The 23138-nt window shown below is 59.8% G+C and carries 26 protein-coding genes; 10 read left to right on the forward strand and 16 right to left on the reverse strand.

What is annotated here, in order from left to right; genetic code table 11:
* Positions 1–14: 14 nt before the first annotated feature.
* On the reverse strand, positions 15–560 hold the full coding sequence (locus AC3ZVB_RS03970) for a twin-arginine translocation pathway signal protein (RefSeq protein ID WP_490145816.1): 546 nt from the start codon (positions 558–560) through the stop codon (positions 15–17).
* A 28-nt stretch (positions 561–588) separates the two neighbouring features.
* A complete protein-coding gene (locus tag AC3ZVB_RS03975) occupies positions 589–2019 on the reverse strand; it encodes a coniferyl aldehyde dehydrogenase (protein WP_490145817.1) in 1431 nt (476 codons plus the stop codon).
* Positions 2020–2167: 148 nt separating this feature from the next.
* Between AC3ZVB_RS03975 and AC3ZVB_RS03980 the strand changes: the two genes are divergently transcribed.
* Both AC3ZVB_RS03980 and AC3ZVB_RS03985 read left to right on the forward strand, forming a co-directional pair.
* Complete coding sequence (locus AC3ZVB_RS03980) at positions 2168–2857, forward strand: TetR/AcrR family transcriptional regulator (protein ID WP_162439374.1); 690 nt, start codon at positions 2168–2170, stop codon at positions 2855–2857.
* A 15-nt stretch (positions 2858–2872) separates the two neighbouring features.
* The gene (locus tag AC3ZVB_RS03985) at positions 2873–3727 is read left to right on the forward strand and encodes a sulfurtransferase (protein WP_490145818.1); all 855 of its coding nucleotides are present in this window, start codon (positions 2873–2875) and stop codon (positions 3725–3727) included.
* Between the two features lie 96 nt (positions 3728–3823).
* Here AC3ZVB_RS03985 and AC3ZVB_RS03990 read toward each other — a convergent pair whose 3' ends face one another.
* The 4 genes from AC3ZVB_RS03990 to AC3ZVB_RS04005 form a co-directional block, all read right to left on the reverse strand.
* Positions 3824–4813: a hydrolase gene (locus tag AC3ZVB_RS03990; RefSeq protein WP_490145819.1), complete on the reverse strand. Its 990-nt coding sequence runs from the start codon at positions 4811–4813 to the stop codon at positions 3824–3826.
* 63 nt (positions 4814–4876) lie between these two features.
* Positions 4877–5488 carry a 16S rRNA (guanine(966)-N(2))-methyltransferase RsmD gene (gene rsmD, locus AC3ZVB_RS03995; protein WP_162439371.1) on the reverse strand — a complete coding sequence of 204 codons (612 nt, stop codon included), beginning with the start codon at positions 5486–5488 and terminating at the stop codon, positions 4877–4879.
* Entirely contained in the window at positions 5488–6978 is a 1491-nt protein-coding gene (locus tag AC3ZVB_RS04000) for a M16 family metallopeptidase (RefSeq protein ID WP_490145820.1), read from the reverse strand. Before AC3ZVB_RS04000 ends, rsmD begins: the two co-directional genes overlap by 1 nt.
* A complete protein-coding gene (locus AC3ZVB_RS04005) occupies positions 6971–8326 on the reverse strand; it encodes a M16 family metallopeptidase (RefSeq protein ID WP_162439369.1) in 1356 nt (451 codons plus the stop codon). Before AC3ZVB_RS04005 ends, AC3ZVB_RS04000 begins: the two co-directional genes overlap by 8 nt.
* Positions 8327–8670: 344 nt before the next feature.
* Between AC3ZVB_RS04005 and ftsY the strand changes: the two genes are divergently transcribed.
* The 4 genes from ftsY (at position 8671) to rpoH (ending at position 12845) form a co-directional block, all read left to right on the forward strand.
* On the forward strand, positions 8671–10191 hold the full coding sequence (gene ftsY, locus AC3ZVB_RS04010; RefSeq protein ID WP_490145821.1) for a signal recognition particle-docking protein FtsY: 1521 nt from the start codon (positions 8671–8673) through the stop codon (positions 10189–10191).
* Positions 10188–10859, forward strand: coding sequence for a cell division ATP-binding protein FtsE (gene ftsE / locus AC3ZVB_RS04015; protein WP_095164552.1), 672 nt, complete (start codon positions 10188–10190; stop codon positions 10857–10859). Before ftsY ends, ftsE begins: the two co-directional genes overlap by 4 nt.
* Positions 10856–11878, forward strand: a complete 1023-nt coding sequence (ftsX, locus tag AC3ZVB_RS04020; RefSeq protein WP_162439367.1) for a permease-like cell division protein FtsX — start codon at positions 10856–10858, stop codon at positions 11876–11878. The genes ftsE and ftsX overlap by 4 nt, the downstream gene beginning before the upstream one ends.
* Positions 11879–11990: 112 nt before the next feature.
* The gene (gene rpoH / locus AC3ZVB_RS04025; RefSeq protein ID WP_007897890.1) at positions 11991–12845 is read left to right on the forward strand and encodes an RNA polymerase sigma factor RpoH; all 855 of its coding nucleotides are present in this window, start codon (positions 11991–11993) and stop codon (positions 12843–12845) included.
* A 193-nt stretch (positions 12846–13038) separates the two neighbouring features.
* Here rpoH and mtgA read toward each other — a convergent pair whose 3' ends face one another.
* The gene (gene mtgA / locus AC3ZVB_RS04030) at positions 13039–13761 is read right to left on the reverse strand and encodes a monofunctional biosynthetic peptidoglycan transglycosylase (RefSeq protein ID WP_162439366.1); all 723 of its coding nucleotides are present in this window, start codon (positions 13759–13761) and stop codon (positions 13039–13041) included.
* Between the two features lie 74 nt (positions 13762–13835).
* On the opposite strand from mtgA, the gene AC3ZVB_RS04035 reads away from it, so the two are divergent.
* The 4 genes from AC3ZVB_RS04035 to trmB all read left to right on the forward strand — a co-directional run bounded on the left by AC3ZVB_RS04035 (position 13836) and on the right by trmB (position 16213).
* Positions 13836–14207, forward strand: coding sequence for a DUF423 domain-containing protein (locus AC3ZVB_RS04035; RefSeq protein WP_490145822.1), 372 nt, complete (start codon positions 13836–13838; stop codon positions 14205–14207).
* Between the two features lie 215 nt (positions 14208–14422).
* Positions 14423–14623 carry a sulfur carrier protein ThiS gene (gene thiS, locus AC3ZVB_RS04040; protein WP_162439364.1) on the forward strand — a complete coding sequence of 67 codons (201 nt, stop codon included), beginning with the start codon at positions 14423–14425 and terminating at the stop codon, positions 14621–14623.
* 60 nt (positions 14624–14683) lie between these two features.
* Complete coding sequence (locus AC3ZVB_RS04045) at positions 14684–15478, forward strand: thiazole synthase (protein WP_162439363.1); 795 nt, start codon at positions 14684–14686, stop codon at positions 15476–15478.
* Positions 15479–15487: 9 nt separating this feature from the next.
* Positions 15488–16213 (forward strand): tRNA (guanosine(46)-N7)-methyltransferase TrmB, encoded by a 726-nt coding sequence (gene trmB, locus AC3ZVB_RS04050; RefSeq protein WP_490145823.1) that lies wholly within the window; start codon positions 15488–15490, stop codon positions 16211–16213.
* A 119-nt stretch (positions 16214–16332) separates the two neighbouring features.
* Here the strand turns inward: trmB and AC3ZVB_RS04055 are convergent, their stop codons facing one another.
* From AC3ZVB_RS04055 to AC3ZVB_RS04095, 9 genes are all read right to left on the reverse strand, one after another.
* A complete protein-coding gene (locus AC3ZVB_RS04055) occupies positions 16333–16656 on the reverse strand; it encodes a DUF3392 domain-containing protein (RefSeq protein ID WP_162439361.1) in 324 nt (107 codons plus the stop codon).
* 22 nt (positions 16657–16678) lie between these two features.
* The gene (gene hemW, locus AC3ZVB_RS04060) at positions 16679–17884 is read right to left on the reverse strand and encodes a radical SAM family heme chaperone HemW (protein ID WP_235992758.1); all 1206 of its coding nucleotides are present in this window, start codon (positions 17882–17884) and stop codon (positions 16679–16681) included.
* Positions 17881–18477 (reverse strand): RdgB/HAM1 family non-canonical purine NTP pyrophosphatase, encoded by a 597-nt coding sequence (gene rdgB / locus AC3ZVB_RS04065; protein WP_162439360.1) that lies wholly within the window; start codon positions 18475–18477, stop codon positions 17881–17883. Before rdgB ends, hemW begins: the two co-directional genes overlap by 4 nt.
* Positions 18474–18908, reverse strand: coding sequence for a DUF4426 domain-containing protein (locus AC3ZVB_RS04070; protein WP_194691027.1), 435 nt, complete (start codon positions 18906–18908; stop codon positions 18474–18476). The genes rdgB and AC3ZVB_RS04070 overlap by 4 nt, the downstream gene beginning before the upstream one ends.
* A 26-nt stretch (positions 18909–18934) precedes the next feature.
* Positions 18935–19555, reverse strand: coding sequence for a methionine biosynthesis protein MetW (metW, locus tag AC3ZVB_RS04075; RefSeq protein WP_490145824.1), 621 nt, complete (start codon positions 19553–19555; stop codon positions 18935–18937).
* A gap of 7 nt (positions 19556–19562) precedes the next feature.
* Positions 19563–20702 (reverse strand): homoserine O-succinyltransferase MetX, encoded by a 1140-nt coding sequence (gene metX, locus AC3ZVB_RS04080; RefSeq protein ID WP_490145825.1) that lies wholly within the window; start codon positions 20700–20702, stop codon positions 19563–19565.
* 270 nt (positions 20703–20972) lie between these two features.
* Positions 20973–21563 (reverse strand): YggT family protein, encoded by a 591-nt coding sequence (locus AC3ZVB_RS04085; RefSeq protein ID WP_162439357.1) that lies wholly within the window; start codon positions 21561–21563, stop codon positions 20973–20975.
* Between the two features lie 10 nt (positions 21564–21573).
* Complete coding sequence (gene proC, locus AC3ZVB_RS04090; protein WP_490145826.1) at positions 21574–22392, reverse strand: pyrroline-5-carboxylate reductase; 819 nt, start codon at positions 22390–22392, stop codon at positions 21574–21576.
* A gap of 24 nt (positions 22393–22416) precedes the next feature.
* A complete protein-coding gene (locus AC3ZVB_RS04095; protein WP_162439355.1) occupies positions 22417–23124 on the reverse strand; it encodes a YggS family pyridoxal phosphate-dependent enzyme in 708 nt (235 codons plus the stop codon).
* Positions 23125–23138: the final 14 nt, after the last annotated feature.

Below are 23138 nucleotides of genomic sequence, written 5' to 3' on the forward strand. Positions count from 1 at the left end.
GGGGCGCCACGGTTTCAAACGGCAGGCGGCCCCGGATACCCACAATGCGCCCAGGATTCCCGCCGGCTGTACCAGGCCATCATCACCAATTGCAGCAGCGAGCTGTGCCCCATGCGCAACAGGCTTAAAGAACTGTTTTCCCAGCGATGGAGAAACTGCCGAATGTCATCTGCGCTGGCGTTTTCCCAACTTCCCCAGATCCCGGTCAGCGGTCCGCGAGTGACCGACATTCCGAGTACATCGAACAGCTGCTGAGTCAACTTGAGCATTTCCGGCGACAGGTGATTCAGGCCGTTATCCAAGGTCTTGAGGGTGCTATCGACGGCGGCCGGCATGTGTTCGGCGGTCACCGCGCCGTCGAGCATCACCGGGATCAGCGCCCGTAAAAACAGCAGGTCACCGCGACGCAATATGACGAAACCGCTGGCGGGGGTGCTTGAGGAGCAGCCGCTGAGGCTCGCGCCCAATCCAGCCGTAGCCAGAAAGGCGCTGGCGCCCAGGCTGAATTTAAGCAGCCCGCGTCGTGACAGGGCGGGTGTATCGGAAAGGCTGGGGCTCATTGTTTTTATTACCCGGCGGTGATGATCGTTAGCGAATAAACAACTTCTGGATCAGTTTCTGAATGGCTTTTCCGTACGGCGGATAAATCAGCTTCGCCGCGTTGAAGCGCTGTTTGATCAGCACGCCCTTGGCTTTGCTGAAGGTCAGGAAACCCTCATGGCCGTGGTAATGCCCCATCCCGGAAGCGCCAATCCCGCCGAACGGCATATCGTCCTGGGCGACATGCAGCAACGTGTCGTTCAAGCAGACACCGCCGGAATGGGTTTCGTGGAGCACGCGATTCTGTTCGCGCTTGTTGTAGCCGAAGTAGTACAGCGCCAGTGGGCGCGGGCGCTGGTTGATGTAGGCAAAGGCTTCATCAAGGTCGGTGTAAGGCACAACCGGCAGCAACGGACCGAAGATCTCGTCCTGCATCACGGTCATGTCGTCGCTGACGTTAAGCAGCAAGCTATGACTCATGCGGCGCGCCTGACCCTGGTCGAACAACGGAATCAGCAGCGCACCCTTGCTGGTGGCATCGCTGATGTAGCCGTTGAGCCTGGCCAGCTGTCGGTCATTGATAATCGCGGTGTAGTCCGGGTTGTCGGTCAGTGTCGGATAGAACCCACGCACTGCCTGACGATAAGCTTCGACGAACGCTCCGACGCGCGCTTCCGGTACCAATACGTAGTCCGGGGCCACGCAGGTTTGTCCGGCATTGAGGGTTTTGCCGAAAGCGATGCGTTCCGCAGCGTCCTTGAGCGGGACGTCGTGGGAAACGATAGCCGGGGATTTGCCGCCCAGTTCCAGGGTCACGGGCGTCAGGTTTTCCGCCGCCGCACGCATCACATGTTTGCCGATGCTGGTGGAACCGGTGAACAACAGGTGATCAAAAGGTAGCCGGGAGAACGCCACGCCGACGTCAGCCTCGCCCAGGACGACGCCGACCAGGTCCTGTGGAAAAATCCGGCCCAGCAGTTCCTTGAGCAGTAATCCGGTGGCGGGTGTCGATTCGCTCAGCTTGAGCATCACCCGATTGCCTGCCGACAGCGCCCCCACCAGCGGCCCGATAGCCAGATACAGCGGGTAGTTCCACGGCACGATCACACCGACCACACCCAGCGGTTGATAAACGACTTTGGCCGATGCGGGCTGAAAGGCAACCCCGACTTTTCGCCGCGAGGCTTTCATCCAGCCTTTGAGGTGCTGGCTGGCGTAATGAATGCCATGCAGGCTTGGCATCAGTTCGGCGAGCAGGGTTTCATCGGCGCTGCGGTGGCTGAAGTCCTGGCTGATGGCGTCGATCAGTGCCTGGCGTTCGTCGCTCAACAGGTCCCGCAGTGCTTTGAGCCATTGCTGGCGCTGGGCTGCCGGCGGCATCGGGTTGGCTGCGTAGGCGGCGCGCTGAGCGTCGAACAGGGTTCGAAGTTCATCCAGCGGCTGCTGTAAGTCTTGCAGGTAAGCGATGTCAGCGGTCATGGCCAGCTCCGGATTTTTATTGTACTGAAACACTTTTTAGAGTCTATGCTCTATAAAGTCAAATGACATCCTGGCGCAGCTTTGTTTTATCCCATCGTGGATAGGTCGTAAGATGCCCTTCATCGCACTCTGAATTTAAGCTCAAGCCATGGCCCCTCGAATAAAAACCAGCGAGCGCATCGTGCAGAACAGCCTGGAGCTGTTCAATCAGCAAGGCGAACGCAGCATCAGCACCAATCACATTGCCGCCCACATGGAGATATCTCCGGGCAACCTGTACTACCACTTCCCTAACAAGCAGGCGATTATCGCCGTGCTGTTCAGCGAGTATGAAAGCCTGGTGGACAGCTTCCTGCGCCCGCCCCAGGGCCGTGCTTCGACGGTGGAGGACAAGCGCTTCTATCTGAAGGAACTGCTCGCGGCGATGTGGCGCTACCGGTTTCTACACCGCGACCTCGAGCACTTGCTCGACAGCGATCCGGAACTGGCCGCCCGTTATCGGCGCTTTTCCCAGCGCTGCCTGATTTACGGCACGCACATCTACGCCGCCTTCGTCGACGCCGGCATCCTGCGCATGGACAAGGTGCAGATCGAATCCCTGACCCTGAATGCCTGGATCATCCTCACGTCGTGGGTGCGTTTTCTGTGCACCACGCGGGAAAACTCCAATCACTTGAGCGAGCAAGCCATCAAGCGTGGCGTGTATCAGGTGCTGGTGCTTGAAGCCGGTTTTGTCACGGATGAGGCGCGCGACGCGGTCAACGCGTTGTATGAGGAGTTTTACGTGCCGCTGGGTCAGGCGCTGGAAGAAGTGCAGCCGGAATCAGAACCGCTTTAATCACAGGAGCCTGTTATGCCTATTGCGCAGTTGATCAGCCCGCAAGCGTTGGACCTGAAAAAGGAGCAGCCGGGGCTGGTGATCCTGGATTGCCGTTTCGCCCTTGAAGACCCCGATTACGGTCAGCGTAGCTATGCCGAAGGGCATATTGCCGGGTCGAGTTTTGCCGACCTGGAACGTGATTTGAGTGGGACGGTGGTCAAAGGCGTGACCGGGCGCCATCCGTTGCCGAAGCCTGAAGACCTGATCGAACGGCTGCAATCCTTCGGCATCAATGCCGACAGCGACGTGGTTTTGTACGACGACGGCCCCGGCGCCTTTGCGGCACGCGCCTGGTGGTTGCTGGCCTGGCTGGGCAAACGTGACGGTGTGTTCATTCTGGATGGCGGGCTAAAAGCCTGGCACGCGGCGGGTCTGCCACTGAGCCTGGATGCCTGCAATAACAAGCGCGGTACCTTCACTGGAGCGCCGGACGATTCGTTGACCCTGACCGCCGAAGAGCTTCAACAGCGTCTCGGCCAGCCATCGCTGACGTTGCTCGATGCCCGCGCGTTGCCACGATTCAAAGGTGAGGTGGAACCGATCGATCCGGTCGCTGGGCATATTCCTGGCGCGCAATGTGCGGCGTTCACCGACAACCTGGACAGCGACGGGCGTTTCCTGCCGGCCGATCAGCTCAAGCAGCGATTCGCCGCGAAGCTCGGTGAGCGCTCGCCGGCGGAATTGGTGGCGTATTGCGGTTCTGGCGTGACGGCTTGCCATAACCTGTTTGCGTTGAGCCTGGCGGGATATCCGTTGGGTGCGTTGTATGCAGGGTCGTGGAGCGAGTGGATCAACGAGCCTGCGCGGGGCATTGCGAAAGGCGAGTGACAGATCAAAAGATCGCAGCCTCGTTCCACTCGACAGCTCCTACAGGGTTATGCGCCCACCTGTAGGAGCTGTCGAGTGGAACGAGGCTGCGATCTTTTAATGGTTGGCCAACCACTGCGGGATGCGTCTTTCCAGGTAGTAACCCGGCCGCCGGAACGTGCCATCCACAAAGCCGACATGCCCACCTTTGGCCTGCAATTCGAATTCAGTGCATGCGGACAATTCGTCCGCTTGCGGCAGGCTGTGCGGGAACACAAAGGGGTCGTCGGCCGCCTGAATGATCAACGTCGGTGTGCGGATCTCGCTCAGGAAATATCGGCTTGAAGCACGGCGATAGTAATCCTCGGCATCAACGAAACCATGTAGTGGCGCGGTCACCCGACCGTCGAAATCCCAGAAGGTGCGCATGTTTTCCAGCGAACCAAGGGCCGCTAACGCTGCGATGCCATCCTCCCGGCCATCATGCTGAAACTGGCGCTGCTTGTTCTTGATGTAGCCGACCATCTCGCGCATGAAGTGCGCCTGATAGACCTTTGAGAATCCCTGGCCGATACGGTCGGCGCACTGATCCAGACGAAAAGGCACGGACACAGCCACCGCGCCGAGCAGCCCGCTTTCACTGCCCGTCTCACCCAGATGCTTGAGCAGGACATTACCGCCCAACGAGTAACCCACCGCATACAAGGGTGCCAGCGGCCGTTTGGCCCGCAGGTGCTTGATGGTTTCGGCCAGGTCTTCGCTGGCCCCGGAGTGATAGCTGCGCGGCAGCAGATTCGGTTCGCCCGAGCAGCCTCGCCAGTTCAGCGCCACGCTCGCCCACCCTTGGGCCGCCAGCGCTTTTTGCACGCCGGCCACGTACGGCGAGTTCGATGAACCGGTCAGACCGTGCAGCACCAATACCAACGGCGCATCGGCACTGTGCGGGCCGTGCCAGTCCAGGTCGAGGAAGTCACCATCCTCGAGCCACAGGCGCTCACGCTCCCGAGTGATGTGTGTGGTTTTGCGCCATAGCGGTCCCCACAAGGTCTGCAGGTGCGGGTTGCCAAGGCCGAAGGCGGGGGAAAATCGTTCTGAAGAAGGGGGCACAATTGTTCTCGATGCAGCGGTGCGCGCCTTGAGCAAGGTGCGCACCTTTTTCAGGCCAGTCGATTAACCGGCGATCTCTGCCATACGTTGCCACAACGCGTAGTACACCCGCCCGGATTTTTGCTCCCGGTGGAGGCGCCAGTTACCGGGCAGGCCCAGGGCAGAAGGCGCATTTTCGCTTTCGGTGTAGATCCAGGCTTCATTGGCCAGCCATTGGCGCTCTTCCAGCAGCGTGCAGACGGTTGGCAGCAGATTCTGGTTGAACGGCGGATCCAGGAATACCAGGTCGTATTCAACCGCGGTCTGGGTTTCCAGATAGCGTAAGGCATCGGCCGTCTGGATCTGGCCAGTGGTGCAGCGCAGGGTGCCCAGGTGTTCCTTGATGCTCGCTACCGCGATGTTGCTGGCGTCCAGGGCCTGGCCCATCGCTGCGCCACGGGACAACGCTTCGAGAAACAGCGCGCCACTGCCGGCGAACGGATCAAACACTTTGGCGCCAGCGACATAGGGCGCGAGCCAGTTGAACAGGGTTTCACGCACCCGGTCAGGCGTCGGACGCAAGCCCGGCGCATCGGGGAAGCTCAGCTTGCGGCTGCCCCATTCCCCGCCAATGATACGAAGTTGGTTCACACCGTTGTGGACGTTGTGTACGGGTTTTTTAGCACGAGTGGCCATTAATGCTCCGGAACCCCGAGCGGTTGCTCGGCAGGTTTTTCAGATGGGGCCGGTAACGGCTTTTGCGGCACGGTCGGGCCAGCGCTGACGATGACCAGTTTGTCCGTGCTCAAGTGTTTGTTCAGTGCAGCTTTGACCTGTTCCACCGTCAGGCTCTGGGACTCGCGCATGAAGTCATCCAGGTAGTTCAACGGCAGGTTGTAGAAGCCCATTGCACCCAGTTGCCCGACGATATCGGCGTTGCTGGCGGTGGACAGCGGGAAGCTGCCCGCCAGTTCACGCTTGGCGTCGTCGAGTTCTTTTTCGGTAGGACCGGTTTTAAGGTAGTCGGCGAGCACGTCCTGTACCAGTTTCAGCGTGCCTTCGCTCATCTCGGCGCGGGTCTGCAGGTTGATCATGAACGGGCCGCGCGCCTGCATCGGGGTGAAGCCCGAATAGACACCGTAAGCCAGGCCGCGCTTCTCGCGCACTTCGCTCATCAGTCGGGTGCCGAAGCCACCGCCGCCGAGGATCTGGTTGCCCATGGACAGTGCGGCATAGTCCGGATCGTCCCGGTCGATGCCCAGTTGCGCGAGCATCAGGTTGGTCTGTTTGGACGGGAATTCGATATGACCAACGCTGGCCTTCGGATCAGCTGGTTGCGGGATTTTTGCCAGGGCCGGGCCTTTTGGCAGCGCGCTGGAAACCTGCGAAGCAATGGCCTCGGCTTCCGCGCGGGACAGGTCCCCCACCAATGCGATCACGACGTTGCCGGCGGCATAGGCTTTCTCATGAAACGCCTTGAGCTGCGCCAGCGTGATAGCCGGTATGGATTTCGCCGTGCCGTCGCTGGAGTGCGCGTAAGGGTGATCGCCGTACAGGCGATTCATCAGCTCCAGGCTCGCCAGTTTGCCGGGGTTCTGTTTCTGATATTCGAAGCCGGCGAGCATCTGGTTCTTGATGCGCGCGAAGGAGTCGGCCGGAAAGGTCGGTTGACCCGCGACTTCGGAGAACAGTTTCAGCGCAGGCTCTCGTTTATCCGCCGCGCTAAGGCTGCGTAGCGAAAGGAGCGCCATGTCCTTGAACGCGCCGTTGCCAAAATCTGCACCCAGGCCTTCGAAGCCCTGGGCGATGGCGCCGACATCCTTGCCCGCAACACCTTCGTTAAGCATCGCGTTGGTCAGCAACGCCAGGCCCGGTGCGTTGCCGTCCTGGCTGCTGCCGGCGGCGAAGATCAGACGCATGTCGAACATCGGCAGCTCGCGGGCTTCGACGAACATCACCTTGGCGCCTTCCGCCGTGTTCCAGGTTTGCACGTTGAGTGTGCGATGACTTGGGGCTTTGCCGTCGAGTTCGGCCAGCGATTGCAGCTTTTGGCTGGATTTGGCTTTGTCGAGGGCTTCGCTGGCGGTCGACTCGTCGGGCCGGAACAGGTAGGCGACGGCGGACCCGATCAGGGCGACAACGATCAAGCCGATCAGGGCTACGCGTGGTTTTTTACGCTCACTCATGAGTCGTCTCCAATGGCAGTACATGGGCGACGCTGAGACGTTCGCGTGTGAAGTACAACTTGGCGGCGTTCTGGATATCTTGCGGGGTCACGCTTTCCAGGTCGGCGAGTTCCGTGTCCATCAGCTTCCAGGACAGGCCCACGGTCTCCAATTGACCGATGGCAGTGGCCTGGCTGGTGATCGAGTCGCGCTCGTAGACCAGGCCGGCGATAACTTGAGCGCGCACGCGTTCCAGTTCTTCGGCAGTCGGCGCGGTGGTTTTCAACTGTTCGAGCAGTTTCCACAAGCCGGCTTCGGCTTGGGCGATGGTTTTGTTTTTCTGAGTGTTGGGCGTTGCCGACAGGGTGAACAGGCTGTCGCCACGGGTATAGGCGTCGTAGCTCGACGCGCCACCGGACACAAGCTCTTCGCCGCGTTCCAGCTGAGTCGGGATGCGTCCGCTGTAGCCGCCATCGAGCAGGGCTGAAATCAGGCGCAAGGCGTTTACCGAGCGTTTGTCTTCAGCAGTAGCGATGCTCGGTACGTTGAAGCCCAGCATCAGGCTCGGCAATTGAGTCTGCACGTGCAGGGTGATCTGCCGTTCGCCAGGCTCGGCCAACTCAAGCGGGATTTTAGCGGGCGGCACGTCGCGCTTGGCGATCGGGCCGAAATAGCGCTGGGCCAGGGTTTTCACTTCGTCCGGGGTCACGTCGCCGACCACCACAAGGGTGGCATTGTTCGGCACGTACCAGGATTGATACCAGTGGCGCAGTTCTTCGACTTTCATGCGGTCCAGGTCAGCCATCCAGCCGATGGTCGGCGTGTGGTAACCGCTGGCCGGATAGGCCATGGCCTTGAAGCGCTCGTACGCCTTGGACATCGGCTTGTCGTCGGTGCGCAGGCGGCGTTCTTCTTTAATGACCTCGATTTCGCGGGCGAACTCGTCAGCCGGCAGGCGCAGGCTGGCCATGCGGTCGGCTTCGAGCTCAAACGCCACGCCCAGACGGTCACGGGCCAGTACCTGGTAGTACGCGGTGAAGTCGTCGCTGGTGAAGGCATTCTCTTCGGCACCGAGGTCGCGCAGGATCAGCGACGCTTCGCCGGGGCCGACTTTTTCGCTGCCCTTGAACATCATGTGTTCCAAGGCGTGGGACAAACCGGTCTGGCCTGGGGTCTCGTAGCTGGAGCCGACCTTGTACCAGACCTGGGAAACCACGACGGGGGCACGATGGTCTTCGCGCACAACGACCTTCAGGCCGTTATCAAGGGTGAATTCGTGGGTGGGTTGCGGGTCGGCAGCCAAGGCTGAAAGTGGCAGACAAACTGTGCTGAGCAGCAGGCCTGCAGCGCGGCGGGCTAGAGCATTCATTCGTTTTTAAACCTGTTGGGCTGCCCGCTTGGTCTTAGCGTCAGCGGGCGAGAGGGTGCTAGGATACTGATCCGTTTTACTGGCGGCCACGCCTATAAGGCCTTTGATCGGTCAGCAGGTTGTTTGGGTTTGCGGCGTGAACTTTGAGTTTGTCAGCTAAACTCTGCGTTTTCGCCGACGATGCCGTTCCAGTCCTTCGTATTAGTCGACCTTTGAGGTGCCGTTGGCACCTCGACAAAATGTTGCGCGTGAACAAGCTGGATCAATCGCAGTCTGTTCTGCATCGAATATTTATTTGCCGGGGCGCCCTTAGGCGCGTCGCTACCGTGAGATAGCCGTCCTCCATGTTTGGTTCCAACGACGACAAGAAGACCCCAGCTGCGGCTGGTGAGAAGAAAAGCCTGTTCGGATGGCTGCGCAAAAAGCCGCAGGAACCCGTCGTCGAACAGCCACAGCCCATTCCTGAGCCAACGCCTGCGCCTTTAATAGAAGAAGAGCCCGCGCCGATTGTCCTGCCGATAGCCGAGCCGGTACTTCAGCCAGTGGTTGAGGCTGAGCCGGAAGTGGTGGCTGAGCCATCGAAGCCAGCTGCCGAGCCGTGGCTGACGCTGCCAGTGGCGGAAGAGCCGGTGGCGCTGGTCGAGGATGATGTGGCGCCGCACGTGACGCCACCGATCCCTGCGCCAACTTCATTTACGCCTGAGCCTGTCCAGGCGCCAGTGATTGAGCCAATCGTCGAGCCTGTTTTGGTTGTGGCCGAGCCTGCGCCTGTTGCCCCGGAACCTGTCATCCCTGCGTTCGTTGCGCCCGCCGCTCCGGTGGTTCAAGCGCCTGAGCCTGCGCCGATCGTTGCTCCGGTTCCTGCTCCTGCTGTTGAAGTGCCTGTCGTACCGGTCGAAACCCCAGCTGAACCTGCGCGCACTGAAGAAACCAAAGCCGGTTTCTTCGCCCGCCTCAAGCAAGGCCTGTCGAAGACCAGCGCCAGTATCGGCGAGGGGATGGCCAGCCTGTTCCTGGGCAAGAAAATCATCGATGACGAGTTGCTCGAAGACATCGAAACCCGTTTGCTGACCGCTGATGTCGGCGTGGAAGCCACCTCGGTGATCATCCAGCGCCTGACCCAAAAGGTTGCGCGCAAAGAACTGGCTGATGCCGATGCGCTGTACAAATCCCTTCAGGCTGAACTGGCTGCAATGCTGAAGCCTGTCGAACAGCCGCTGAAAATTGCCTCGCAGAATAAGCCGTTCGTGATTCTGGTTGTCGGCGTCAATGGCGCCGGCAAGACCACCACCATCGGCAAACTCGCCAAGAAACTGCAGCTGGAAGGCAAGAAAGTCATGCTCGCCGCAGGCGACACCTTCCGTGCGGCGGCGGTCGAGCAATTGCAGGTCTGGGGTGAGCGCAACAAGATCCCGGTCATCGCCCAGCACACCGGTGCCGATTCCGCTTCGGTTATCTTCGATGCCGTGCAGGCCGCCAAGGCTCGTGGCATCGACGTGCTGATCGCGGATACCGCCGGTCGTCTGCACACCAAAGACAATCTGATGGAAGAGCTGAAAAAGGTTCGTCGGGTGATCAGCAAGCTCGACGCTGATGCGCCCCACGAGGTGCTGTTGGTCCTCGACGCGGGCACGGGTCAGAACGCGATCAGCCAGGCTAAACAGTTCAACCAGACCGTTGAATTGACTGGTCTGGCACTGACCAAGCTCGATGGCACCGCCAAAGGCGGGGTGATTTTTGCCCTGGCCAAGCAGTTTGGTTTACCGATTCGCTACATTGGCGTCGGTGAAGGCATCGACGATTTGCGTACTTTTGAAGCAGAACCCTTTGTCCAGGCACTGTTTGCCGAGCGGGAGCGTTCATGATTCGTTTCGAACAGGTCGGTAAGCGCTACCCGAACGGTCACGTCGGCTTGCATGAGCTGAGCTTTCGAGTTCGTCGGGGTGAATTCTTGTTTGTAACCGGGCATTCCGGCGCCGGTAAAAGCACGCTGTTGCGCCTGTTGCTGGCCATGGAGCGTCCGACCACAGGTAAATTGCTGCTGGCCGGGCAAGATCTGGCCACCATCAGCAATGCGCAGATTCCATTCCTGCGGCGGCAGATTGGGGTGGTGTTCCAGAATCACCAGTTGCTGTTCGATCGCACGGTGTTCAACAACGTCGCGTTGCCATTGCAGATCCTGGGCCTGTCCAAGGCCGAGATCGTCAAGCGTGTGGATTCGGCTCTGGAGCGCGTGGCGCTGTCGGACAAGACCGACCTGTATCCGGGTGACCTGTCTACCGGCCAACAGCAGCGGGTGGGCATCGCCCGGGCCATTGTTCACCGTCCGGCGTTGCTGCTGGCGGACGAACCCACCGGTAACCTCGACCCGCGTCTGGCGGCCGAGATTATGGGCGTGTTCGAAGACATCAACCGCCTGGGTACCAGCGTGTTGATCGCCAGTCACGACCTGGCACTGATCGCCCGCATGCGTCATCGCATGCTGACCCTGCAGCGTGGCCGATTGATCGGCGACGGGGAGGCCGGCGTATGAGTGCGACACGCACCCCCAAGGTTTCCGAGCGCGTGGCCCCGAAGGCCGCCGACCCGCAGCCGCAGAAGAAGAAACGTAACGATGATGATGGTCCGGATTTCGCGACATTGTTTCGTGCCTGGGTCGAGAGCCACCGCGCCAGCTTGCTGGACAGCTTGCGTCGATTGGGCAAGCAACCGATCGGCAGCTTCTTTACGTGCATGGTGATGGCGGTTGCCCTCAGCTTGCCCATGGGCCTGTCACTTTTGCTAAACAACGTGGAGCGGCTGGGCGGGTCCTGGCAGCGTGCAGCGCAGATTTCCCTGTACCTGCAACTCGACGCCAGCCCGACCGAGGGTGAAGCGCTGCGCGAGCAGATCAAGGGCATGCCCGGTGTCGCGGAGGCCGAATACGTTGGCCGTGATCAGGCGCTGGAAGAGTTCCAGCAGCAGTCCGGTCTGGGTGACGCGCTCAAGGAGCTACCGGAAAACCCCTTGCCGGGCGTGGTTCTGGTGACGCCCAACGAAGTCGACAAGCCCGCGCTTGAAGCATTGAGACAAAAACTTTCCGAGTTGCCGAAGGTACAGCAGGCGCAACTTGATCTAGTCTGGGTCGAACGTTTGGCGGCGATTCTCAAGCTGGGTGACCGATTTGTCTTCGGCCTGACCGTGCTTCTGGTTTCTGCATTACTTTTGGTGATAGGCAATACCATTCGTCTTCATATTGAAAACCGCCGCACAGAGATAGAAGTGATTAAACTCGTCGGCGGCACTGACAGTTATGTGCGCAGACCTTTTCTGTACATGGGTGCGTTGTATGGCTTCGGTGCGGGGATTTTTTCATGGGGCGTCCTGGCGTTCGGCCTGGACTGGCTGAACGATGCAGTCGTCGGACTGGCTGGTTTGTACGGCAGTAATTTTGCGCTGGCGGGAGTGCCAGTAGCCGACGGTCTGTCTCTCTTGCTTGGCGCTGTGCTGTTGGGGTATATCGGTGCATGGATTGCAGTCGCACGCCACCTGCGGGAGCTTGCGCCAAAGTAATATCATTTTGCTCGTATTGACCTTTCAGCGTTTATGGGAACTTGTTCTTCGGTTTCCGGTCAATTTTCGCAGTGCTGAACTGCACGAGTTTGTAAGTCGGAGGTTTTTTCGTATGACCAATTCTTTGCAACCTGCATATGCTCTAGTCCCAGGCGCGAACCTGGAAGCCTATGTGCACACGGTGAACAGCATTCCATTGCTGACGCCGGAGCAGGAGCGTGAACTGGCCGAGAGTCTCTATTATGAGCAGGATTTGGGGGCGGCTCGGCAGATGGTGCTCGCCCACCTGCGTTTTGTTGTACATATCGCCCGTAGCTATTCCGGCTACGGTCTGGCTCAGGCTGACCTGATCCAGGAAGGCAACGTCGGCTTGATGAAAGCCGTGAAGCGCTTCAACCCGGAAATGGGCGTGCGCCTGGTGTCCTTTGCCGTGCACTGGATCAAGGCGGAAATCCACGAGTTCATCCTGCGCAACTGGCGCATTGTGAAAGTGGCGACCACCAAGGCTCAGCGCAAGCTGTTCTTCAACCTGCGCAGCCAGAAGAAACGTCTGGCCTGGCTGAACAACGAGGAAGTCCACCGTGTGGCGGAAAGCCTTGGCGTAGAGCCGCGGGAAGTGCGTGAGATGGAAAGTCGCCTGACCGGCCACGACATGGCATTCGACCCGGCTGCGGAAGCGGACGACGACAGTGCTTTCCAATCGCCGGCCAACTACCTGGAAGACCACCGGTACGATCCGGCTCGTCAACTGGAAGATGCCGACTGGAGCGACAACTCCAACCATAACCTGCACGAAGCGCTGGAAGTGCTGGACGACCGTAGCCGTGACATCCTCTATCAGCGCTGGTTGGCTGAAGAGAAAGCCACGCTGCACGACCTCGCGCAGAAGTACAACGTGTCGGCCGAGCGTATTCGTCAGCTTGAGAAAAGCGCGATGAACAAGCTCAAATTGTCGATTGCTGCCTAACCGGCGAACCGGCAATAAAAAACGCCCCGATCATTGATCGGGGCGTTTTTTTTTGTACCTGCTCAAGCCCTGATCCCTGTAGGAGCGAGCTCGCTCGCGAAAAACCAAAGGGCGCCGCTGGGTAACTGGGTTTACGGGTTTTCGTTCACGACCATCGCGAGCAAGCTCGCTCCTACAGGGGAAAGCTGGCGGGTTACTGCGCCCAAGGCGCCCGACGGGAATCGTTCAGCCCCACCAGGTAGCTATCGCCCCCCAGCTGGCTCATCTGCTGCCGAATCCAGCCTGCCCGCCGCGCAACATAGTTAGTTGGATGGCTCGCGCTCCACACCCGAGGATTTGGCAACACGGCAGCCAGCAAGCTAGATTGCTGACGGCTGAGGCCTTTGGCGCTGACGCCAAAATGATGCCTGGCTGCGGCTTCCGCACCAAACACGCCCTCATCCCATTCGACGCTGTTCAGGTAAACCTCAAGAATCCGCTGCTTGGGCCAGAGCACTTCGATCAAGCCGGTAAACCAGGCTTCGAGCCCTTTACGCAGCCAGCTGCGGCCAGACCACAGGAACAGATTTTTCGACACCTGCTGACTCAAGGTGCTGGCACCGCGAATAGACCCGCCAAGCTCGTTATGGGCAAGGGCTTTCTGGATCGCGCCAAAATCAAACCCCCAGTGTTCCGGGAATTTCTGGTCTTCACCGGCAATGACCGCCACTTTCAGGTCATCGGAGATTTCATCCCAGGGTTTCCAGGTGCGCTGCAGGTCGATGGGTTCGCCGTCGAACCAGGATTCGACCTTGCGCTCGACCATCAAAGCCGTTCCGGGGGGCGGCACGACGCGAAAGATCAGCACCAGCAATACGCTGCCGCCCGCGAACCAGAGTACGGCCTTGGTAAATCGTCGTAGAAATAAACGCAGCATAGAGATGGCTTGGCCGAACCCATTGAGCGGGCCATTATACAGACCCTGTTGATCGAGAATGACTGGAGTTCTTCATGCTGCGTGGCTTTCTGATGCTGGCCGCTTTTTTCGGCTTCACCGGTGTCGCCCTGGGGGCGTTTGCGGCCCATGGCCTGAAAAACCGGCTGACGCCCGAGTACCTGGCGATTTTCCACACCGGTGTCACCTATCAACTGGTGCACACCTTGGCGTTGCTGGGCGTGGCTTTGCTGGCCACACAGATTCCAGGTCGCTTGATCAACTGGGCAGGCGCCTCGTTCTGCATCGGCATTCTGCTGTTTTCCGGCAGCCTGTACCTGTTGACCATGACGGGCGTCAGCAAGCTAGGAATCATCACACCGTTTGGTGGTCTGGCCTTCCTGGTCGGCTGGTTCTGCCTCGGGCTCGCTGCCTGGAGGTTGAGCTGATCCGGGACATTGCCAAATAGCCTGAACTTGTCCCGCAGGAGTTGCCGCAGACCCGGGCCGCGCTCGGACGATCTTCCGATCTTTAAAGAACAGGATCAAAAGATCGCAGTCAGCGGTAGGTCCAACAGGGGGGAGCATTTCAAGACGAATGGCTTGGGTCGCCAAGTCTGATCGGGCTAGAATGCCAGCCCCTAAAAATGATGGCGGCATTCGGTATGCGCATTCAGTTGAACGGCGAATCCCTTGACCTGCCCGACGGTGAAACCGTTGCGGCCCTGCTGACCCGTCTGGAATTGACCGGACGCCGGGTGGCGGTCGAACTCAATCTGGACATCGTCCCGCGCAGCCAGCATGAACAGACCACGCTCAACGACGGCGATTCAGTCGAAGTGGTACACGCCATCGGCGGCGGCTAGTCACCGGGTCCGCAAGGGCACAGAATTTCGCAAGAACCTCACCCCAACAGAGGATTTCCCATGAGCAACGTTCGTAGCGACAAGCCCTTCGTCCTGGCCGGTCGTACTTACCAGTCGCGTTTGCTGGTAGGCACCGGCAAGTACCGCGACATGGAAGAAACCCGTCTGGCCATCGAGGCCTCGGGTGCCGAAATCGTCACCTTCGCCGTGCGTCGCACCAACCTTGGCCAGAATCCGGGTGAACCGAACCTGCTCGAAGTCCTTTCGCCGGATCGCTACACCTTCCTGCCTAATACTGCCGGTTGCTTCGACGCTACCGAGGCTGTGCGCACTTGCCGCCTGGCCCGTGAGCTGCTCGGCGGGCACAACCTGGTGAAGCTGGAAGTGCTGGCGGACCAGAAAACCCTGTTCCCCAACGTGATCGAAACCCTCAAGGCCGCCGAAGTGCTGGTCAAGGAAGGCTTCGACGTGATGGTCTACACCAGCGATGACCCGATCATTGCCCGTCAACTGGCGGAAATCGGCGTTATCGCGGTGATGCCGCTGGCCGGCCTGATCGGCACGGGCCTGGGAATCTGCAATCCGTACAACCTGCAGATCATCCTCGAAGAAGCCAGGATTCCCGTGTTGGTGGATGCGGGTGTGGGTACCGCCTCGGACGCCACCATCGCCATGGAACTGGGTTGTGAAGCGGTGCTGATGAACTCGGCCATCGCCCATGCCCAGCAGCCGATCATGATGGCTGAAGCCATGAAACATGCCATCGTCGCGGGCCGTCTGGCCTACCTCGCTGGTCGCATGCCGAAAAAACTCTATGCCAGCGCCTCTTCGCCGCTGGATGGTCTGATCAAGTAAGAGCCATTGATGACTGAATCGAACGACACGCCTATCCAGCCGGAAGAAGGCGACGAGCGCCAACACCGCCGCATCAAGAGTTTCGTGATGCGCGCCGGTCGCATGACTGAAGGCCAGCAGAAAGGTCTGGAGCAAGGCACACCGCTGTTCGTGCTGCCGCTGGCCGATGCCCCGGTGGACTTCGATCAGGTGTTTGGGCGCTCTGCACCACGCTCGCTGGAAATCGGTTTCGGCATGGGCCATTCGCTGCTGGAAATGGCCGCAGCCTCGCCGGAACAGGATTTCATTGGCGTGGAGGTTCACCGTCCGGGTGTTGGTGCGCTTCTCAATGGCGTCCTGACTCAGGGACTGACCAACCTGCGGGTCTACGATTGCGATGCGATCGAAGTACTCAACCAGTGCGTGGCGGACAACAGCCTCGATCGGCTGATGCTGTTTTTCCCGGACCCGTGGCACAAGAGCCGTCACCATAAGCGTCGTATCGTTCAGGCGTCTTTCGCCGAACTGGTACGCAGCAAGTTGAAGGTCGGCGGTGTGCTGCACATGGCCACGGATTGGGAACCGTACGCCGAGTACATGCTGGAAGTGATGAACGTTGCACCGGGTTATCGCAACCTGGCAGAAGACGGCAAATGCGTCCCGCGTCCGACCGAGCGCCCGATCACCAAGTTCGAACGCCGCGGCGAACGCCTTGGGCATGGCGTTTGGGATTTGAAGTTCGAAAAACAGTCCTGAGCCCTACGCGTCCACTGTAGGAGCTGCGGCACGCTGCGATCTTTTGATCTTGATTCTGAAGATCAAAAGATCGCAGCGTGCCGCAGCTCCTACAGTTGTTTTTGGGTGTTGCTGAAAATTCAGCGCCGGTCGGCGACCACACCGATAAGCACCAACACCACCACCAACACCGGTGCCAGGCTGTAGTTGTTGAACTGGCTCAGGCCTTTGACGATCCACGGCGTGGCGTAGATCAATGCCGCGCCGCTGCCGACCATGCACAGCAACGCCATCATCGGCACGCGCAGGGCGCCGGCGACGCTGCCTAGGCGTTGTTCAACCCAGCCTTTGAAATCCGCACCGAACAACACCAGCAAACAACCCACCAGCGCCAGGGCGATTTCCGAGAGGTTGCTACGGCTCCAGCGAGACACCGTGGCAAGCAGGTCGAGTATCAAATCCATTCGTTGTCCCTTAAGTCTGAAATCAGCTCAGAAATTTCTGCAGCAGGTCATTGAGAAATAGCTGGCCGCGCTCGGTGGCCGCCAGGCGTGACGGTTCGACCTGCAACAAGCCACTTTGTTCTGCCTCGAGCCGGCCTTCGGCAAGGCTTTCCACGGACAAACCCGTACGTTCCGGATACAGCCGCGATTCCACGCCCTCGGTCAGGCGCAAGGCATTCATCAGGAACTCGAATGGCAGCTCGTCATTGGTCAGCGCTTTTTCCCCTGCCTTGAAGCTTTTGGCCGGGTTGAGGTAGTCCTTCGGCAAGCGGGTCTTCCAGGTACGAACGATGCGACCGTCCGGATGGCTGAGCTTGCCATGGGCGCCGGCACCGATGCCGATGAAGTCGCCAAAACTCCAGTAATTGAGGTTATGCCGCGCTGCACGGCCGGGTTGCGCATAGGCCGAGACTTCGTATTGCGCGTAACCGTGCTCGGCCAACAGTGCCTGACCGGCTTCCTGGATGTCCCACAACGTGTCGTCTTCCGGCAGCGTCGGCGGCTGGTTCCAGAACACCGTATTGGGTTCCAGGGTCAGCTGATACCAGGACAGGTGAGTGGGTTTCAAGGCAATGGCGGTACGCAGGTCGGCCAGCGCATCGTCCAGGGACTGATCGGGGAGCCCGTGCATCAAGTCCAGGTTGAAGTTGTCGAACCCGGCCTGACGCGCCATGCCAGCGGCTCGTACCGCTTCATCACCGTTGTGAATCCGCCCCAGAGCCTTGAGTTTTTCTTCCTGAAAACTTTGGATGCCGATCGACAGGCGATTGATACCGAGAGCCCGATACGCCACGAATTTGTCCTGCTCGAACGTGCCCGGGTTGGCTTCCAGGGTTATTTCGATGTCGCTGGCAAACGGAATCCGTTGCTCGACACCTTCAAGCAAACGGCCCAACGCCTCGGCGCTGAACAGGCTCGGCGTGCCGCCACCGAAGAAGATCGAACTCAGTTCACGGCCATAGACGGCGTGCAGGTCCTGATCGAGGTCGGCCAGCAGTGCGTCGACGTACTCCTGCTCCGGCAGCACAGGGCTCGCCGTGTGGGAGTTGAAGTCGCAGTAAGGGCATTTGCGCACACACCACGGGATGTGGATGTACAGCGCCAGGGGCGGCAGCACGGGGAGTGCGGCCCGAGGCGATTGCGCGGCGCCGCCGAAGATCAGCGGCGACGCGGATGATTCATGGGTCATATCAGGCCTAGACGCTGGCGCAGCAGATCCATTGCACGGGCGCGGTGGCTGATGAGGTTCTTTTCGCTCGGGCTCAGCTCGGCGCTGGAGCAATCACGCGATGGCACCCAGAACAGCGGGTCATAGCCAAACCCGTGCGCACCGCTGGCGGCCCGCAGGATGCGGCCATGCCACAGGCCTTCGCAGAGGATCGGCAGCGGATCATCCGCATGACGCACCAACGCCAGCACGCAGACGAATTGCGCACCGCGTTCGGCGTCAGGCACGTCTTTCATGGCGTCGAGCAGCTTGGCGTTGTTCGCCGCATCGCCCTGTCCGTCAGCGTAACGCGCCGAATAGATACCCGGCGCACCGCCAAGGAAATCCACCGCCAGGCCCGAATCATCGGCCAGCGACGGCAGACCGGAGATGCGCGCGGCATTGCGGGCCTTGAGAATGGCGTTCTCGACGAACGACAGCCCGGTTTCATCAGGCTCGACAGTGCTGAACTCGCCAATCGAGCGCAATTGCACCGACTCGCCGAGCATGGCCTGGAGTTCCTTGAGTTTGCCGGCGTTGTGGCTGGCCAATACGAGTTGCGTGAAGTTCATCATTCGCCGGGGAAAAGCTCTTGGTTGAAATTGATGGTGTGGATTTTATCGCCGTTCTGCACCTTGATTTCGAAAGTGCGAATTTCCTGCTGATCCACCGGGTATTGCGCGATGTAGTAGACCGCACCCTGCTCGGTAATCTGCTTGAATTTCAGCGGAACGCTTTGGCTGGTGAGGTCTTTGACCGTCCCGTTGACCTGGGCGATGAGCGGCTTGCCGTCCTTGATCACCGACACGTTGATCACACCCTGGTTCTTGCTGCGCACCAGCTCGGCCGCTTTGGCGATGTCCGGCGTCAGGAAGGTGGAGTTGAAGGTGTTGTAGTGCACCGTCACGTCGCCAAAGGTTTCCTGACGGTCGCCCTTGATGACGTCGGCGGCCATGGCAGTCACGCTCAGGCAGGCGGTAAGTAAAAACAGCGCTAGACGACCCATGTTCGTTCTCCTGGAAATGTCGTGTTTCAGACCGCGACCTTGTGGTCTTGCAGCCCCGGGCTGCTGACGCGGTAGATACCGATTTCACCTAATAGATTAGGCCATAGCTTACTGGCCCACCCGTGGCGATGCTGTTGATCCACGGCAAGTCGATCAATGACCTTGGCTTCACGTTCGCGACACAGCTCTTCAAAGTCACCGAAGGTGCAGAAGTGGATGTTCGGCGTGTTGTACCAGGTGTACGGCAGGAAATCGGAAACCGGCATCCGGCCCTTGCTGGCCAGGTACCAGCGGCAGCGCCAGTGGCCAAAGTTCGGGAAGGTGATGATGCACTGGCGACCCACGCGCAGCATTTCGTCGAGGATTCGGTCCGGGTAATGCACCGCTTGCAGCGCCTGCGTCATGACCACGATATCGAAGCTGTTGCTGGCAAAGTTGCCCAGGCCCTTGTCCAGGTCCTGCTCGATGACATTGATGCCCTTGGCCACGCACTCGGCAATGTTGTCCGGGTCGTTTTCCAGGCCATAGCCGGTGACTTGCTTGTTGTCGCGCAGCCAGGTCAGCAATTCGCCATCACCGCAGCCGAGGTCGAGCACGCGGCTGCCGGCGGGAATCCATTCCTGGATGATTTCCAGATCGGCTCTCATGGCTTTCTCACAATTTGATTCGATTCATGTAGTTGCTGAACGCCTGCAAATAACGCGGGATCGGAATCAGGAAGGCGTCATGGCCTTGCGGAGCGTCGATCTCGAGGTAGCACACGTCTTTTTTGGCCGCCATCAGGGCGTCCACCAGTTCCCGCGAGCGGGCAGGGGAGAAGCGCCAGTCGGTGGTGAATGACATCACGCAGAACTTGGCCTGTGCGTTGGCGAAGGTTTTTGCCAGGTCGTCGTCAAAGTTTGCGGCCGGATCGAAGTAGTCCAGGGCCTTGGTCATCAGCAGGTAGGTGTTGGCGTCGAAACGCCCTGAGAACTCTTCACCCTGATAACGCAGGTAGCTTTCGACCTGGAACTCGACGCTGTGGAAGTCGTAGTTGAGCTTTTCGCTCTTCAGGCCCCGGCCGAATTTCTCGCCCATGGAGTCATCGGACAGGTAGGTGATGTGTCCGACCATGCGCGCCAGCATCAAGCCACGCTTGGGGATGACACCCGCTTCCTGGAACGAACCGCCGTGGAACTCGGGGTCGGTGAGGATCGCCTGGCGGGCGACCTCGTTGAAGGCAATGTTCTGCGCTGACAACTTTGGAGCCGAGGCGATGGCCAGGCAATGACGAATGCGTTCGGGGTAGGTGATGCTCCATTGCATCGCCTGCATGCCGCCCAGGCTGCCACCGATCACGGCCGCCCATTGGCCGATGCCGAGCCGGTCCGCCAGGCGTGCCTGGCTGTGCACCCAGTCTTCCACGGTCAGTACCGGGAAATCGGCGCCGAACGGTTTCCCGGTGTCCGGGTTGATGCTGCTCGGGCCGGTAGAGCCATTGCAACCGCCAAGGTTATTGAGGCTGACCACGAAGAACTTATTGGTGTCGATCGGCTTTCCGGGGCCGATGCAGCTGTCCCACCAACCGGGTTTGCGGTCGTCGGGGCTGTGGAAGCCGGCGGCGTGATGGTGGCCAGACAAGGCGTGACAGATCAGCACGGCGTTGCTCGCCGTGGCGTTCAGCGCGCCGTAGGTTTCGTAGATCAGGTCATAAGCCGGGAGCGAACGACCACAGGCCAGGGCCAGGGCTTCGCTGAAGTGCGCCACTTGCGGCGTCACCAGACCAACAGAATCGGGGGGAAAGGCAGTTGGCATCGACCCTGCTCTCGTTGAAATGAGGCGTAAGTCTAAAGACCGGTGGGGTTAGCGGCAAGCAAAGGGCGGGCCTGATTTCATTCAGTCAGCGCCGAGGCGCAGCCATCGCGAGCAGGCTCACTCCCACATTGGAATGTATTCCCTGTGGAAGCAGCCTGACTCCACCTTGGAATGTATTTTCCTGTGGAAGCAGCCTGACTCCCCTTTGGAATGCTTTCCAATGTGGGAGTGAGCCTGCTCGCGATGAATATGCCTCTGTGAGCCTGCGTGTTACATCAGCAGGCGCAGGATTTCCGGCATCATCGTCATGGCAGCGAGGTTGTTGATCACCAGCATGTCGATCAACTTGAGCACCATGAAGGCCAGGATCGGCGAGATATCCAGGCCACCCAGGTTCGGCAGGATCTTGCGAAACGGCGCCAGGGCCGGCTCGCAAATCTGATTGACCAGTTCGGCGCCAGGGTTATGGCTGCCAGGTGCGACCCAGGACAGGATCACGCTGATGATCAGGGCGAAGAAGAAAATCTTCAGGAACAGCGCGGTGACGCCAATCAGCGACCAGATCACCAGTTGCAGCGGGTTGCCGGTGGTGCCGTAGGTCAGCAGCAGCGTCAGGGCCATCAGTGCCAGTTGCACCAGGATCGCCAACACCAGCGAAGACATGTCCAGCCCGAACATGCTCGGGATGATCCGGCGCAGCGGCTTGAGCAGCGGCTGGGTGGCTTTCACTGTGAATTGGCAGAGCGGGTTGTAGAAGTTCGCACGCACCAGTTGCAGCACGAAGCGCAGCAGCACGATCAGCAGGTACAGACTGCCGAGGGTTTGCAGCACGTAGACCGCTGCAGTGTTCAATCCAATCATGTAAGGCTCCTTATTGACCCAGTTGTTCGGCCATTTCGGCCGAGCGGTGCGCAGCGGCGCCAAGTGCTTTTTCTACCAGGGCTTCGAAACCGCCGGCCTGGAACGATTTGATGGCGGCTTCGGTAGTGCCCGCAGGCGACGTGACGCGACGACGCAATTCAGCAGCATCGACATCGCTGGCGACAGCCATGTGAGCAGCGCCCAGCGCGGTCTGCAGGGTCAGTTGCGCGGCGATTTCAGCTGGCAGGCCGAGTTTCACGCCTGCGGCGGTCATGGCTTCTATCAGCAGGAAGAAGTAAGCCGGGCCCGAACCGGACACCGCGGTTACCGCGTCCAGCTGCTGCTCTTCGTTCAGCCACAGGGCAATGCCGACGGCAGAGAGCAGTTCTTGCGCTTGCTCGCGTTGCTCGGCCGTGACGTGTTCGGTGGCGAACAAACCACTCACGCCCTGACGCAACAGCGCCGGGGTGTTGGGCATGCAACGCACGATTGGTTGGTCGCCAAGCCAGTTGTTCATGCTGGCGCAGGTGATGCCGGCAGCAATCGAGACCACCAGTTGATTGGGCTTGAGGCTCGGACGAATCGCCTCGCACACGGCCTTCATCGCCTGGGGCTTGACCGCCAGTACGACGACGTCCGCGCCTTGAATGGCTTCTGCGTTGTCCGCGAATACTTCAATGCCGTGCTCGGCGTTCACACGAGCGCGGGTTTCGGCGCCCGGATCGCTGGCGCGGATCTGCGTGGCATCCAGACCTTTGGCACGCAGGCCGCCGATCAGGCTGGCGGCCATGTTTCCGGCACCGATAAAGGCAATACGAGTCTTGCTCATGTCAGGTCCTTATATAGAGGGGAATCAACCACGTTGTGGCTGGCTATAGTCGCGAGCGCCAAACAGGGCTGTACCGATGCGAACCCAGGTGGCGCCCATGGTAACGGCGGACTCGAGGTCATGGCTCATGCCCATGGACAGCGTGTCGAGCGGCAAGCCCAGGCTGTCTTGCAGGCTTTTGTTCAGGTCCCGCACGGCCGCAAAAGCTGCGTCCTGGGCGGTGCGGTCTTCAGTCGGTTCGGGAATCGCCATCAACCCGCGCAACGTGATCCGTGGCAGCTCGCTGATGGCTTTGGCCAGGGCCGGAAGGTCTTCCGGTGTGCAGCCAGACTTGCTGGCCTCACCGCTGACGTTGACCTGAATGCAGATATTGAGTGGAGGCAAATCGGCAGGACGTTGTTCGGACAAGCGTTGTGCGATTTTCAAACGATCCACAGAGTGCACCCAGGCGAAGTGCTCGGCGATAGCGCGAGTCTTGTTCGATTGAATGGGGCCGATGAAGTGCCAGATCAAGGGCAGGTCGGCCAATTCGAGCTGTTTGCCCAAGGCTTCCTGCAAGTAATTCTCGCCAAAGTCGCGAAGCCCGGCGGCATACGCTTCGCGCAAGGCTTCGGCTGGCTTGGTTTTGCTCACGGCCAGCAGCTGAACGCTGTGCTCATCGCGTTGCGCGGCCTGTGCAGCAGCGTGGATGCGTGAACTAACCTGAGCGATGTTGTCTGCTATCGTGGACATTCAAGAGGCGCCAG

The sequence above is a fragment of the Pseudomonas sp. MDV22-iso1 genome, assembly GCF_058145095.1.